The organism is Anaeromicrobium sp. (assembly GCF_025210435.1).
Lineage (GTDB): Bacteria > Bacillota > Clostridia > Peptostreptococcales > Thermotaleaceae > Anaeromicrobium.
This window is the reverse complement of sequence record NZ_JAOART010000033.1, coordinates 50,123-65,265: the sequence shown is the minus strand read 5'-3', so window position 1 is coordinate 65,265 and position 15,143 is coordinate 50,123. Positions and strand designations below refer to the sequence as shown.

The 15,143-nt window shown below is 29.7% G+C and carries 14 protein-coding genes; 2 read left to right on the top strand and 12 right to left on the bottom strand.

Features of this window, described 5'->3' with window-relative positions; all coding sequences use genetic code 11:
• Window positions 1-217 precede the first annotated feature (217 nt).
• Genes N4A57_RS04210 through N4A57_RS04190 form a run of 5 tightly spaced genes read right to left on the bottom strand, consistent with a single transcriptional unit; the run spans window position 218 to window position 5,119 of the window.
• The gene (locus tag N4A57_RS04210; RefSeq protein WP_293656327.1) at window positions 218-1,507 is read right to left on the bottom strand and encodes a DUF58 domain-containing protein; all 1,290 of its coding nucleotides are present in this window, start codon (window positions 1,505-1,507) and stop codon (window positions 218-220) included.
• Window positions 1,508-1,548: 41 nt separating this feature from the next.
• Window positions 1,549-2,505, bottom strand: a complete 957-nt coding sequence (locus N4A57_RS04205; RefSeq protein ID WP_293656326.1) for an AAA family ATPase — start codon at window positions 2,503-2,505, stop codon at window positions 1,549-1,551.
• Window positions 2,466-3,500: a hypothetical protein gene (locus N4A57_RS04200; RefSeq protein WP_293656325.1), complete on the bottom strand. Its 1,035-nt coding sequence runs from the start codon at window positions 3,498-3,500 to the stop codon at window positions 2,466-2,468. The genes N4A57_RS04205 and N4A57_RS04200 overlap by 40 nt, the downstream gene beginning before the upstream one ends.
• Window positions 3,493-4,137, bottom strand: a complete 645-nt coding sequence (locus tag N4A57_RS04195; RefSeq protein ID WP_293656324.1) for a hypothetical protein — start codon at window positions 4,135-4,137, stop codon at window positions 3,493-3,495. The genes N4A57_RS04200 and N4A57_RS04195 overlap by 8 nt, the downstream gene beginning before the upstream one ends.
• 1 nt (window position 4,138) lies before the next feature.
• A complete protein-coding gene (locus tag N4A57_RS04190; protein ID WP_293656323.1) occupies window positions 4,139-5,119 on the bottom strand; it encodes a glycerophosphoryl diester phosphodiesterase membrane domain-containing protein in 981 nt (326 codons plus the stop codon).
• 215 nt (window positions 5,120-5,334) lie between these two features.
• On the opposite strand from N4A57_RS04190, the gene N4A57_RS04185 reads away from it, so the two are divergent.
• A complete protein-coding gene (locus tag N4A57_RS04185; RefSeq protein WP_293656322.1) occupies window positions 5,335-5,532 on the top strand; it encodes a helix-turn-helix transcriptional regulator in 198 nt (65 codons plus the stop codon).
• Window positions 5,533-5,535: 3 nt separating this feature from the next.
• Entirely contained in the window at window positions 5,536-5,919 is a 384-nt protein-coding gene (locus N4A57_RS04180; RefSeq protein WP_293656321.1) for a DUF2178 domain-containing protein, read from the top strand.
• A gap of 232 nt (window positions 5,920-6,151) precedes the next feature.
• On the opposite strand, the gene N4A57_RS04175 is transcribed toward N4A57_RS04180, so the two are convergent.
• From N4A57_RS04175 to N4A57_RS04145, 7 genes are all read right to left on the bottom strand, one after another.
• Window positions 6,152-7,081 carry a M15 family metallopeptidase gene (locus N4A57_RS04175; RefSeq protein WP_293656320.1) on the bottom strand — a complete coding sequence of 310 codons (930 nt, stop codon included), beginning with the start codon at window positions 7,079-7,081 and terminating at the stop codon, window positions 6,152-6,154.
• Between the two features lie 367 nt (window positions 7,082-7,448).
• On the bottom strand, window positions 7,449-8,192 hold the full coding sequence (locus N4A57_RS04170) for a hypothetical protein (protein WP_293656319.1): 744 nt from the start codon (window positions 8,190-8,192) through the stop codon (window positions 7,449-7,451).
• A gap of 118 nt (window positions 8,193-8,310) precedes the next feature.
• A complete protein-coding gene (locus tag N4A57_RS04165; RefSeq protein ID WP_293656318.1) occupies window positions 8,311-8,481 on the bottom strand; it encodes a hypothetical protein in 171 nt (56 codons plus the stop codon).
• Between the two features lie 208 nt (window positions 8,482-8,689).
• Window positions 8,690-10,228, bottom strand: coding sequence for an exopolyphosphatase (gene ppx, locus N4A57_RS04160; protein ID WP_293656317.1), 1,539 nt, complete (start codon window positions 10,226-10,228; stop codon window positions 8,690-8,692).
• Window positions 10,229-10,489: 261 nt separating this feature from the next.
• Window positions 10,490-12,610, bottom strand: coding sequence for an RNA degradosome polyphosphate kinase (locus N4A57_RS04155; RefSeq protein ID WP_293656316.1), 2,121 nt, complete (start codon window positions 12,608-12,610; stop codon window positions 10,490-10,492).
• A 2-nt stretch (window positions 12,611-12,612) separates the two neighbouring features.
• Window positions 12,613-14,160, bottom strand: a complete 1,548-nt coding sequence (locus N4A57_RS04150) for a Ppx/GppA phosphatase family protein (protein ID WP_293656315.1) — start codon at window positions 14,158-14,160, stop codon at window positions 12,613-12,615.
• 230 nt (window positions 14,161-14,390) lie between these two features.
• On the bottom strand, window positions 14,391-15,140 hold the full coding sequence (locus tag N4A57_RS04145; RefSeq protein WP_293656314.1) for a hypothetical protein: 750 nt from the start codon (window positions 15,138-15,140) through the stop codon (window positions 14,391-14,393).
• Window positions 15,141-15,143: the final 3 nt, after the last annotated feature.

The window sequence follows — 15,143 nt, the reverse complement described above, 5'->3', positions numbered from 1 at the left end:
TTGCTTTATACAGTAACTTGCCTATAAGGGAAACTATTGAAAATCTTTGGAACCCTGGAACGTCACAACATCCTATGCTACTCCAACATGACACATGAACCTATATACGAAGATTCACACTTTCGCTTGTGACAAGGACTTGGGTGGAAAAGATTTTCAATGGTTTCCTGAAATAGGCCCGCATAAAGCAAGTTTATACACCAGAAATCTATAGAGATTAAAAATCCATTTGATTTTTAATCTCTAAATATTTATTTATAACCTTAAGGGATAATTCTTCTTTATCTGCTTCTATACACATTATTTTTCTCTTTTTAATTAAGCTTATGACCATTTCTCTGTTTCTTATCATTTCCATGGCCACAGCCTTATCATATATTTTTTCCACAGAATTACTTTTTTCATCTAACAAGGCTTCTTTATTTTCATCCCTTATAAGGACTATGGTAACTATATTATTTTTACTTATGACAGGAAGATGCTTAAGTATTTCATGGCCCTCCTCCATTATGGAGAAGTCTGTAAATAAAAATATTATACTTCTATGCTTTTCCTTTTTTTTCAGATGTAGGAAGGCTTCTTTGTAATTAGAAGTATGGTTACTACCTTCTATATGGTATAGGGTTTCTAGTATATGGTTTCTATGGGCAGGGCCCTTACCAGGCTTTACATAACTATTAACTTTCCTATTAAAGGTAGTCAGACCACATAAATCACCCTTTTGATTAGATATATCTCCTAAAAGTAGAGCTGCGTCTATTGCCATATCTAATTTTTTATGACCCCTTATTTCACCTGACATGGTTCGTCCTTCATCTAGTAGGACATGAATCCTCTGGTTCTTTTCTGGTTCATATTCATTGACTATTAGTTTATTTTCCCTAGCAGTTGCCTTCCAATTTATTTTTCTGTATTCATCTCCTACCACATATTCCCTCAGATGACTAAAGGAAGTTTTACTACCTATGGTTTTTAAGCTTTTTCTACCCGGTTCCATGAGCTTATTCTTTCCAACTAATAACTTATATTTTTTTAGATTTTTCAAATTAGGATACACCTTATATTCCCTAGGTATTGATATTATCTTTTTCAAATAAACTAATTTAAGTCTACTTTCTATTCTCATATGAATATTATTAAATTCATATGCACCTCTTTTTTTAGGGACAATTCTATAGGATAAATTACTTTTCTCCCTTGGTAATATTTTTTGTGATATTACCTCATCCATAATTTCAAAATGAAAATCAGGTACTTCATCTCTTATTTTCACCTGGATAGGTTCGTTATTTTTATTGTGAATTGTAAAATTAATATGTTCCACTTCATGAATAGATAGTTTATCATCCCCAAATCTATCTATTTCAATATTTTCATCATATTTAGTAGTCTTGTAATCATACAATAAAACTAATAGGGCTACCACATTATATATTATAAATATATAACTTGAAATATTTAGCATATGACCTAAAAGTAATGGAAATATGCCTAATCCAATAATCATTAGAAACCTTCTTGTAAATATCAAATCTATCACCAAACTCTCTATCTAGGCACTTTCACCCTATCTAGTATATTCATTATTACATTTTCTCCAAGTACCCCTTCTATCTCCATTTCAGCCTTTAAAATAATCCTATGGATAAGGGTAGGTATTATTACCTCTTTTATATCCTCTGGAATAACATAGTCACGACCCATCATGGCAGCATGAGCCTTAGCAGTTTTCATTAGAGCTATAGATCCCCTAGGAGAACTTCCTATTTCTATTAATTCATTTTCCCTAGTTTTTGATACTATGTCCACAATATATTCTATTAATTCTTCCTTTATTGTTACCTTTTGGATTTCTTCTCTGCACTTTAGTATTTCTTCCCTATTACATATGGAACTTATATTACTATCCACATTAATCATATTTAAATTATGTTTCATTAAAATATTTTTTTCAGCTTCCTTTGATGGATAGTTTATCTTTATCTTCATTAAAAACCTATCCGTTAAGGCTTCTGGTAATACATAAGTACCTTCATACTCTATGGGATTTTGAGTTGCAAATACCATATATGGCTTTGGTAGATCTAATCTTTCTCCATCTATAGTAACAAATTTTTCTTCCATGGCTTCAAGAAGACCTGCCTGAGTTTTAGGTGGAGTACGATTTATTTCATCTGCTAGTAAAAAATTAGTAAATATGGGTCCTTTCTTCATCTGAAATTCATGGGTTTCCATATTAAATATTTTAGTCCCTGTCACATCAGATGGCATTAAATCTGGAGTAAATTGTATTCTTTTAAACTCTAAATCCACACATTGGGAAATGGTCTTTACTAGTAGGGTTTTGGCTAACCCAGGAACACCTTCTAAAAGCACATTTCCTTCGCATAAAAAACTTATTAAACAATTTTTTATTGCTTCATCCTGATCTACTATTATTTTCTTTACTTCACCTATTATTTTATCTACTGTTTCCTTTGTGGTTCCTTTAACATATCCTTCCAATAGGATTCACTCCTTTTTTCTAATGTTTTCTTTAATTTTTCCATGTCCCTTATTATTTTTACAAATTCCTTATTACTAATTTTTTTCTTATTAATATTTGAACAAACTTCATGTACCCTCTTGGCCCTATTATAATTTTCTATATTTTTTTCATTCCAAGTTTCAACCCAACTTTTCTTTGATCCCATTGTGTTAAAAGCTTTTTTCACATGTAATTGTAAATCTTCATAATATATATTTATTACTTCTTCCTTACAATCAGCTTTTTTGTATAGGGATGAAACAGCCTTTAAATATTCATTCTTGTCCCTTTGAGTTTCTTCATAAAGGGGTATTATTTTTCCAAATCTAGATCCTTTATATATGAAGAATAATACTATTAATATAACTAATTGTTGTACCATTAACCTAATCCCAAAGGGTAAGTCCTCCCACAGGGAATATCTCTCTGAGTTCATATAATTATAATATTCATTAAAAATTATATTTTCATAGGGAAATTTTTCAATATAACTAAGAATATTATAGGCCTTTTCCTTATTTTTTAATAAATACCTATTAGTAAATACTTGAGCCTTTCCTATTAAAACAAATCCCTTTCCATATTCATATACTAAGAAGTCCTCTCTGGAGTCAATCTCCTTACCATAATTAATCTCCTCTAGATTTTCATCTCCCAAGTATATTATTTTTCCTCCATCTTTAATCCAATTTTTTATTTTGTCATCCTTTAATGAGAATTTTTTTCTAGGCATTACTATAATATGAATGTCCCTATTAGATCCCTTTTCCAAGTTATTGTTTTTAAATTTCACAGGACAATCTAGGTTTTTCAAAGTTTCATAGATTACACTAAGTCCCTTATGTTGTTTATTTAAAACAGAATAATCTCCACCTAAACTCTTACTCTTTCCTGAGAATGTTAAGGTAACGTATATTAATATGGCAAAGAGGATTAAAAGTATGATTATATCCTTCTTAGATTTTTTATTCAACTTTTAACACCTCACTCCATAGGACATGTATATTTTCTTTCCATCTTTTAAAATATCCAACATTTACATAGGTATCCCCATAATGGGATTCATTAAAAATTTCTACAATTCTTATAAACAAAGGGGTATATTCTATTCCTTTTCCCTTTAATTCTTCTATAAATTCATAGTTTGTCTTACTTTCATCTAGATACAGAATATGATTTTCATGAAGTTTAAGTAATAGTCCTATAAATTCAAGTCTTATACTATCCTTATATTCACCAATCTTCTCCATTTCCTTAGCCCTATTTCTGAAAGTATCACTACTAGTCCCCTCTTTTATAACTTCTCCTAGAATACTCTTTTCTTTAAAAGACATGTCCTTTGATTTTTTTAATCTTAGGACAACTAATACTACTATAACAATAATGGCTATTATTATTAACGCTAATATGACCTTTGAAACAGGTTCACTTACCTCCATAACCCGTTCCCCCACATTAGAGTGTTGAAAGAATTTTCCTAACCATTTTCCTATTTTCTCCACTATCTTTTCAATTGCCCTTTCATAATCTCTTTTTAAGTGGGCATATTCATTCCTATCTAATATATTAGATATTTCTTTCTGAAATTCTTCATAAGTTAAGTTTTTCAATTTATTCCTCTCCCATAGAATTCCTTCTTATATTTTCAAGTCTAAGTTTTAAATCGTATCCATCCTTTTTAAATCTTTGATTATAGTAAAGTATAGTTACTAATATATCTGCCACGGGAGCCACAAATACAGCTGTAAATAAATTGACAGGAATTCTGCTTAAACTAGATGCCATCAAGGTATTAGCCAAGATTTCTTCACTTCCTGAAGTAAATTTACTTATTAAAGTACCAATTAAGCTTATTTCTCCCATTAAAGCATATATGGAAAATTTTATTCCTACCACAATAATATAAAATACCATTAATATGCCAAATATCTTCCAAAATTCCCCTTTAACTAATTGTCTACTTTTCTTTAGTGCTTTAAAAAATGACAAATCTTCTAATATGGCCGTATGGATGGCAAATCTATGTATTGTCATATAGGAGTATATGATAAAAAATATGATGGCCATCATAATTACAGTTGCTATCATAATACCCACAGGAAAACCTGAACTTATTATGTATGAACTTTCTATTTCCCTTATTATAAGGATATATAAAAAGATTATTATCCCCATGCCTATTCCAAAGGGAATAAACCATATCATTCCTGCTATCGTAATTCCTATTAGTCTTGGAATAGATTTAAAGCTCACTGAAAATGCCTCTTCCACACTAACTTTCTTACCTAAAAAACTATTAGAAGCCATATTTATTATTCCCACACTCCTAGCCAAAGTGATCCCAAGGAATACACTACCTAAAATCAATATTATTAATATGCCCCCTGCAGATTTTCCTAACATTTCTACCACCGAGGATGGATCTTCTATGCCACTTCCAATTAACCCCATAACAGATACTCCACCTATTAGTGCTCCCCCAATGGCTACTACCACATATATAAGACCATATACTACTACAAATATGGCCAATGAAATCAAATTTTTCTTGTGAATGCCAAAACTCTTATCAATGACTTCTGTTTTTTCCATTATTTTATATGATTCTTCCACATTTACACATCCTTTCTCGACATAGTATTTAATTAAATTCTACTTATTACATTTTTTTCCTCCTTTTTTTTTTAATCTATATGAAAAATATTTTTATATGTAAAGTTCACTTTACATTTACAACTTTTAGTAGTATACTTCATGTAAAGGAAGCTTTACGTAAAGGGAGTTTAACATAAAGGAGGTATGTCCATTTGAAAAATAAATTAGCAGAACTTAGGAACCATAGGGAGATTTCTCAAGAAGGATTAGGAAAGATTCTTCAAGTATCTAGACAAACGATCATATCAATAGAAAAGGGAAAATATAATCCATCTTTAATTTTGGCATTTAAAATTGCCCAGGTGTTTAATTGTAAAATAGAAGATATTTTCATTTATGAGGAGGAATAAATAATGGATAAAAGTAGATTTAACAAAAAATTAATGTACCGTATAGTTACCTTTTTATTACTATCACTAATAGGTATAAGCTATGGACCAACCAGTATTAGTTTACCCTTTTTGGTTATAACCTTTATTCTTTTTTCAGCTCTTACTTATAAAAATTACAAAGAGATGAAAAATCCATCTTTTTATGAGGATGAGAGAAGTTTAAATTTAGCCTATAAGGCTGACAGCATTTCCCTTAGAATAACCTCCCTTTGTATGGTTGTTATATTCCTAGTGGGAAATACTTTACTAAATAACATAGCTTTAAAAGACCTAACAGGCTTTTTATTATTTGTAATGCTAGTTTCAAAGATAATATCTTATATGGTTTTACAAAGAAAATATTAAATATATAGATTTATTATTGATAAACTTGCTTTATGTGAGCCTACAAGGGAAACCATTGAAAATGAACATACAAAAAAGCTAAAAGACAACTTATGATAAGTTGCCCTTTAGCTTTTCAATACCAAAATCAAATTATAGAAAGGAGCTTACTTCATGAAATTTTTATAGCTTTATTAGTTTAAGATATTAATATGATACCCTAACTATTACACTCTAATCATTAAACTCCAATTTATTTTATTTTTTTATCAATTAAATCTATAGATTTTTTTATATATTCATCATTTATATTTACATTTGAGTACCACATTTCACCTTCTTTTATACCCTTAGAAAAATATTTACTCTTAATTATGAACTCTGGCCTATATTCAAAATGTAGTATATCAAAATGATTCCACTTTCCACCCCATATGAAATAATTTTTCTCAAAAATATTTACAATCTCCTGGGGATAGGATTTTAACCTTTTAGCCCCTGCTTCTTTACTAGCCCATTTCCAATAATCCCTATTATCCCTTGCTAAATCTATGGCAATACCAAAGGAATGGGGACTAAGTCTTCCCGTTCCCGATATGACCCTATAACAAAATGTTCCACTCATAGGATATACACAGGCACCTATTTTACCATTATTTTTAGCTAAGGGTAACAATTCATTCATTACATTTTTCATACTTTCTGCTGCCCTATTATTTTTATTAAACCTTACCCCCTTAGCAGCTACTAAATTCTTTTCCACATGGGCCTTACTATTTCCATATACTTCTTTTAGTAAGGCATATGATCTAATCCTTCCTGGATCAAAATTTTTCTCCATTATTTCATCTGTATGGCATAAGGGATATATTTCCTCTAACATGTCCTGTAGATCAGGATTATTCAATTTAGCAGAATAATTCTTTTTTTCCTTATCATCATACAATATCTTATTTCCAGATTTCATGATCAGATAAACCCTATTATCACTACTCACTTCCAAATCTACTATATATTCAGGATAGGCCATCATTAAAGTGAGCAAATCCCTTTTCATATTTATTTCATAGGTCATATCTGTAGAATTAGTTTCTTTAACCTTTTCCTTAGTTTCTTTCCTATTAGTGCATCCCATGGAAAAAATCATTAATACTATTATTACATATATACATATTTTTTTCATTTTCATCAGTCCTTTTGAGAATCTTTATTTTTTTATGTGCCTTATAAATTTCGTAACACTAAGCTTTCTTTATACAGTAACTTGCCTATAAGGGAAAATATATTGAAAATTTTTGGAACCCTGGAACGTCACAACATCCTATGCTACTTCAACATGACTCATGAACCTATCTACGGAGATTCACACTTTCGCTTGTGACAAGGACTTGGGTGGAAAAGATTTTCAATATATTTCCCTGAAGTAGGCTCATATAAAGCTCGTTTATAAATAATAAATCTATAGTATTATTTGTCTGAAGAACTTATTATATGCTTATAATGATAAAAAATAACAGGTCCCTTTCACCTGTTATTTTTTATCATTATAATTAAATTAAAGTATCATCCTTATGCTCATCTACTAAAAAAGTATCTTCTCTACCATTTTTAATAAAATCTAAATTTAAAAAGATGACCGTATTTACTATAATACCAAAGGACATGGCTATAGCATTTACACCTTGAACGATAACTAGTCCTATAATTGAATCTCCTAGCATTTTAAATGGACTAGTTACTACTAATACTAAAAGGCTACATACTATATTTATAAACAGTATCTTCCACCAATTTCCAGATACTAGATTTTTACTATAGCTTAAGGATTCTAATACGGTAGTTCCCCTGAGGGCTATCGATTGATATTTAAATATAACATACACAGAAATAGCTATTCCTGGTATTATTAATAATATCATCCCAATAACTGTTAAAAGAGAAGCTACTATAGCCAATAAAATAGACCCACCTATTATACTAAAAGCCTTAGAAAGGGCTTCCTTATAGGGCAAATCCTCATTTCTTATTAAATAGCTCTCAACTACATATACTACCCCCACAGTAGCAGCCACACCTAATATTCCTGTTCCAATAGCTGCAATAGGTGCCATAACTAGCGTAGGTATCATTAACATATCATTTGCCATAGATAAGGTTAATATTCCAATAAATACACCAATAGGCACGTATATGCTTAACATTATGGCCGATATGGTTTTGAACCTATTTTTAAATACATTAAAGGAATGGGAAAATATTTCCCCTATATCCAACACTCTTTCCCTTAAATCCATTCCATCGCCTCCCTATATAATCATGTATTTAATAATACACTAATATATGGATTTTTACAATATTTACCTGAAGCAGATTTTCATACTATAAATCTATATTTCCTTACTCATATCTAATTTATTTAGATTCCTTCTTTAAATTTTTTGACTTACATAGATTTTCTTCATTGTTTCCTACTCTACCACATTTAGTACATATATATTTACCCTTATTGACTAATTTTTTATATTTTTTAAAATCATCCTCCATAGAATACTCTTTTACTAATTTACATAATTTTTTACTCATATATTTTCCTCCCCTTTACATCTAACCTTTAGATACCCCCATGTGAAAATATATAAACATGAATTAATTATTTAAGGCATATGAAAGAAATAAACTAGTCAGTTCTCTGAGGGATTTGGATTATTTTCAAGGCATGGTGAGCGAGCATATTAGACATATGTAAGCGATTCCATAACGAAGAAAATAATTCAAATAACCAGTGAAATGACTAATTTATTTTTTGAATATGCCTAAGTTCCATTATCAATTTTCTTTTAAATAATTTATAAAAATCATCTTCACTCTTCATGGCAGCTTCTATTTCAAGTTCTAAGCTATTATTACTAGTAAGAATAATTTTAGCATGTTCCTTTGAAATATTTGCCTTTATATCCTTCACACTTCCATATTCATTTCTGTCAAGCATTTCACTCATTTTTAGTAAAAGGGCTAATTTTCTTATAGTATTATAGTCATCTTCACTAATTAGCATATCATATTCTTTCCAGTCCTTTTTAAACTTAAAATTCCTATGCATACCAACTAAAAATGCACACATAAGTAGTTCCCTATTAGTCAATCCATTGATCCTTGAATTTAATACTAAATAAAATCCATGTTTATGATGATTATAATAATCTACATAGATACCTATGTCATGAAGGAGGGCAGCCACTTCTAATATGGGTCTTTCTTTAGTTCCTAATTTGTGCAGATCTAATAATTCATCAAATAATAATAAACCTATTTTCTTAACTTGAATACTATGCTCCATATTCACATCATAATTTTTCAAACCATTTTCCACACTATGTCTTAATACATCTGAAACTAAATTATTATGTATATCAAAATCTTTTAAATAATTTTCATAAAAAACACCTTCCCTCAACCCATTTCCACTTACAATTAGTTTTTTACTATCTAACATATCCATAAGTACTTTCAGTGGTGCTAAACCACCAGCTATAATATCTGCCCGTTCCTTATTAATGCCTGGTACTTTTTTTCTGTCTGATAATTTTTCTTGAATTGCCTTTTCATAGGCACTCTGAAATTCTTCATAGGTTAATTGATAATTATGAAGTCTTTCTAAGGGAAATCCAATATGCTTTCTATCTATTTTAGCAACAGTTCTTATGGATCCTCCAAGGCCAATGATAGGTAATTTTTTTCCCTGTTCTAACCATTTTAATTTTTTCATTTCCTTTTTCATAAAACCTTCTAATGCCTTTAATTTTTCATGACATACCCTATGTTCTCCTAAGAAACTTTCTGTTAAAACTACAGATCCGTAGGGCAAACTTACAGATTCAACTAATTTTCTATCCCTTATCAATCCTATTTCCGTACTACCTCCACCAATATCAATCATTACAAAATCTCTACTATCAATAGTATTAATAACCCCTAAAAAATCATAGTAGGCTTCTTCCTTTCCTGAAATGACCTTTAAATCTAGTCCCACTTCCTTTTTTACTCTAAATAAAAACTCTTCTTGATTTTTAGCATTCCTAAGGGCTGCTGTGGCATAAGCATGAACAACATGGGCCTTATGGGCTTCAATAAGCCTTTTAAATAATTTTAAAACATGGATAGTCCTATTCATAGCCGGCTCTTTTAAAGTTTTTTCCTTACCCATATTTTCACTAAGTCTTACCATATCCTTTTCTTGTTCTATCATTTTATATGAATTTTTATTAGATATTTTCATTATTATCATTCTAGCTGAGTTAGATCCTAAGTCAATAATTGCAATTTTTTTCACTATATCCACCTTCTTCAAATCTATAGATTTTTGGGTTTTAAATTTGTTTTATACAGTAACTTGCCTACGAAGGTAAATATATTGAAAATTTTTGAAATTGAGGAACGTCACAACATCCTATGCTACTCCAACATGAGTCATGAACCTATCTAAGAAGATTCACACTTTCGCTTGTGACAAGGACTTCAATGGAAAAAATTTTCAATATATTTTCCTGAAGTAGGCTCACATAAAGCAAGTTTATGAACACGAAATCTATATTTATTCATCATAATTACTAGATAAAATAGGTTCAAAATTAAATGTTTCTTCCCTATTGATCATATTCTTAATCCCTTCACAAGCTAACTTACTAAAATATTCTTGGGAATTAACAATATTCTTACCCCTCTTGTCAATCTTAAAGTATTTACCTTCCCAATCCATAAATCTAGATTTTTCATTATCCAGCATGATAATATTTAAAATTCCAACAATTCTATTTTTTATTTTATTATTCTCTATAGGAAAGAGTAGCTCTACTCTTCTATCTAGATTCCTAGGCATCCAATCTGCACTAGATAGATATATTTGTTCATTACCATTATTATAAAAATAATATATTCTACTATGTTCTAAATATCTACCTACAATACTTTGAACCGTAATATTTTCACTAATACCTTCTACCCCTCCTCGTAGACAACAAATACCTCTCACAATGAGACGTACCTTTACTCCTGCATTAGATGCCCTATATAAGGCCTTAATAATGCCCTTATCTACTAAAGAATTCATTTTTCCTATTATCTTTGCCTTTTTTCCTTCTTTTGCATGTTTTATTTCATTTTCTATTAGTTTAATAAATTTTTTTCTAAGGCCTAGAGGTGCTGTTTCAATTTTATACCATTCATGAGGTTCTGAATAACCTGTAAGCATATTAAATACAGCAGATGCATCCGCTCCCATATATTCATTACATGTGAAAATCCCCATATCCGTGTAAAATCTAGCCGTAATATCATTATAATTTCCTGTACCTAAGTGAACATATCTTTTAATACCACTTTCTTCTTTTCTAACTACTAAAGTTATTTTAGAGTGGGTTTTAAGGCCTACAAGGCCATATATGACATGGCACCCTGCTTCCTCTAATCTCTTTGCCCATATAATATTATTTTCCTCATCAAATCTAGCTTTAACTTCCACTAAAACAGTTACCTGTTTTCCCCTTTCTGCCGCCTCTGCTAGTGCCTTTATTATGGGAGAGTCTCCACTTACTCTATATAAGGTTTGCTTTATTGCTAATACCTTACTATCCTTTGCTGACTTTTTAATAAAATCCACAACAGGTTGGAAGGATTCAAAGGGATGATGTAGGAAAATATCCTTTTCTGAGATGGCTTTAAATATATCTTCATAACCTATTAAATCTCGTGGTATTTGAGGGGTATAACTTGCATATTTCAGTTCATCATAACCTTCCATTCCTGCTAATTTCATTAAAAAAGTTAAGTCTATTGGACCCTTTATATAATAAACATCCTTATCATGAATTTCTAAAACTTCTTTTAAGTATTGAACCATACTATTATTCATATTGCTTGCCACTTCTAATCTAATGGCAGCACCTCTTTTTCTCATCTTTATGGATTTTTCTATCTCTATTAGCAAATCTTCTGCTTCTTCTTCCTCAATACTAAGATCTGCATTTCTTGTAATTCTATATGGATAGGCCCTTATTATTTCTTTTCCCCTAAAAATACTATTTAAATACATCATAATCACATTCTCTAATAAAATATATACAACTTTATTTCCCTTGTCTGGAATTGAAATCAATCTAGGTAAAACAGATGGTACTTGGACCGTGGCAAAAATATGTTTATCTCCCTCTTTTACATGGACACCTATATTTAAACTTTTATTCAGTATTAAAGGAAAGGGTCTACTTGAATCTACTGCCATGGGAGTTAGGACAGGATAAATATTTTCTATGAAAAATTTATTCAAAAACTTTTCTTGTGTTTCGTTTAAATCATTTGGCTTAACAATAAATAAATTGTTTTTTGAAAGATTTGGCAAAATACTTCTATTATATGTGGAGTATTCCTTTTCAACCATTTTATGAGTTCTTATGGAAATCCTCTTTAATTGTTGTTTAGGACTTAATCCTGACGGATCAGGCTTACTAAATTTTGCATTTACCATATCTTTTAATGATGCTACCCTTATCATAAAAAACTCATCTAAATTTGAAGAAACAATGGCTAAAAACTTCAATCTTTCAAATAAGGGATTATTTTTATTTCTTCCTTCATTTAATACTCTATCGTTAAATTCTAACCAACTTAGTTCCCTATTAATGAAATACTGGGGATTATCATAATTTAAGCTCTTCATCTTTAGCACATCCTCTTCTTTAGTATTGGATTATATCCAAAAACATCTTTGAATAAATATGATTTTTTTTCTAAAGCCCATTCTTCTAATAAGGTATCCTCATTTGTATAAATGTATATTATAATATCTTTTTTATCTATTTTTACTTTTATATCCTTTATTTTTTGCTTATGACTCCTATCTAATGCATCTGCCAATCTGACTATGGCTGAAAGTTTTCCTATGATTATTTTTGTTTTCGTATCTAGGCCTTTTAAATCCTGATCCTTATCAGATAATACTAAGGTGCTATGATATTTTGCAATACTTGCCACAATTTCTAAATCCCTTTCTGAGATACCTATAATACCAGTAGCCTTAATAATATTATATGAATAAATATAATGGCCATTATATTTAATATATTTTCCTATATCATGGACAATGCAAGCCAGTTGCATAATAAGTCTCTCATGGGTCCTAAGTCCATGAATTCTCTTTAAAGAATCAAATATTTTAAGACCATATTTTTCAACGGCACATGCATGTTTTTTATCATAATCATATTTTTTACCTAGAGATCTTGCAGAAGAAATAATATCGTTTATAAATATCCTTTGTCTCTCAGTCTTAAACTTGTGATCTATTAAATCACAAATGACTCCATCCTTTAGGGATACAGTAGATATATATATATTGTCCACTTTTGAAAGTTCTAAAAATTTTTTAAATATTATTAATGCAGGAATAAGAATATCAGCCTTTTCAAAGGATATTTCAAATTCCTCCACAATTTTATAGGGAGATTGATTTATCAATTGATTATATAATCCTAAAAAATCCTCCTTAGAAAAATGATCATCCGTATAATTATTGTTTAATTTTTTTTCAATACTTTTTAAGGTCTGCATGACTCCACCAAGTCCAACAAAATTCTTTTTATCCTTAAATAAGGACATATCTAATTTATCAATGTTGCTAATGAAAAATTCTTCAACAATTTTATAATAATTCAATGTTTTTCCTTCAAGGGTAGATAGGGTTTCTTTTATTCTAAGGGCCCCTAATTTAATATTTTGTGTGAAAACTAACTGACTATCCTTATACTGAGTAATGGCAATACTGCCCGTGCCAATATCGACAATAATAACACCTTCATCTTTTAACTCCTTAAAATTCACTAGGTCTTCTTCTATTCCCTTATAAGTAATAAATTTTTCCTCTGATGTATTTAATACATCTATATGGATTCCTGTTTTAATTTCAATTTGATCTAATATATAACTTCTATTGCTTGCATCCCTTATGGCACTTGTGGCCACTGCTCTATATGTTTTCACTTCATATTGGGTCATTAGATCTTTAAACCCTTTTAGTATCTCACAAACAACATCCACAGTTTCAAAGCTGATATGACCTAAAGAAAAGGATTCCTTTCCTAACATGACAGTTTTTCTTAAAGTTTCAAGTTCTTTTATTTCCCCTCCACTATTAATTTCAGCAATTTTCATTCTTATGGAATTAGATCCTACATCTATAGCTGCTATAATTTCTTTTTTCTGATTTCTCATAACAATGACCTCCATTTGTAGTAATCCTATATTAAATATTATGTATTTTCTGTCAATTTCCTCTTTTTTCTTACATATTTTTCAATGAGATTAAATAATATAGATTTATTAACCCTAAGCTTTCTTTATACAGTAACTTGCCTACAAGGAAAGATATATTGAAGTAGGCTCACTTAAAGCAAGTTTAGAATTAATAAAGGGATGTTTCCTAAGAAACACCCCTTTACCATCTAAGCTCCTAACAAGCTCATTATATTTTTTAATTTTTCCACTGTCTCTTTCTTTTTCTCATCATCTATTAATACTACAGCTCCCCTATTACCGTCTACTAAGGCTTCCCCTATTTCTTCTAAAGCCCCTAATAGGTCATCTAAATTGCATACTTGGTAACAATCCTTCTTTAAAGATTCCACTAGATTTCTCATTTGGACTAATATCTCTTTTAACTTAACTTGTTTATCCTCTGTAGATTCCTCTAAATTAATATTAAAGATTTTATTATAATCCTTTCCTTCCTTTTTCAATTCCTTATCTATTATTAGTACTTCTTCCTTATTCTTAAATTCTTTTAAATGTTCTAATATATAAGCTCCTTCTTGTGTGTCCCTAGTTAAAGCTTGTATGCAGCGCTTCAAACTATGATATGCGCCATTAGTATCACATATGAATTTTATATGAACATTTTCTTCTTCTAGTTTATATTGATATAAAGCATTTGCCATGTTTCCTAGTACCATTCTTAAAGGTACATATTTATTGTTCTCATCCCTTTCCTTATTATGTGGGATTTTACACTTAAAATGCTTAGTATATTTTTTAATTGCTTCGCCATTAAGATTGGTAAACTTTTCACAACAAAAACTTATTTCATCCACATATTCTTTTTCAAACTTAACATTAGTTTCAAATTCTACATTTTTAATAGTTGAAGCTATTAAAACAGTTATAGTATTCTCTTTTATTTTTGCTTTTTTAATCATTTT

Bases quoted from the DNA above. Each gene is read 5' to 3' on its own strand.
- N4A57_RS04210 (WP_293656327.1), bottom strand. From the start codon at position 1,507: ATGATTATTGGATTAGGCATATTTCCATTACTTTTAGGTCATATGCTA.
- N4A57_RS04190 (WP_293656323.1), bottom strand. From the start codon at position 5,119: ATGGAAAAAACAGAAGTCATTGATAAGAGTTTTGGCATTCACAAGAAA.
- N4A57_RS04180 (WP_293656321.1), top strand. From the start codon at position 5,536: ATGGATAAAAGTAGATTTAACAAAAAATTAATGTACCGTATAGTTACC.
- N4A57_RS04175 (WP_293656320.1), bottom strand. From the start codon at position 7,081: ATGAAAAAAATATGTATATATGTAATAATAGTATTAATGATTTTTTCC.
- N4A57_RS04170 (WP_293656319.1), bottom strand. From the start codon at position 8,192: ATGGATTTAAGGGAAAGAGTGTTGGATATAGGGGAAATATTTTCCCAT.
- N4A57_RS04165 (WP_293656318.1), bottom strand. From the start codon at position 8,481: ATGAGTAAAAAATTATGTAAATTAGTAAAAGAGTATTCTATGGAGGAT.
- N4A57_RS04155 (WP_293656316.1), bottom strand. From the start codon at position 12,610: ATGAAGAGCTTAAATTATGATAATCCCCAGTATTTCATTAATAGGGAA.
- N4A57_RS04150 (WP_293656315.1), bottom strand. From the start codon at position 14,160: ATGAGAAATCAGAAAAAAGAAATTATAGCAGCTATAGATGTAGGATCT.
- N4A57_RS04145 (WP_293656314.1), bottom strand. From the start codon at position 15,140: ATGATTAAAAAAGCAAAAATAAAAGAGAATACTATAACTGTTTTAATA.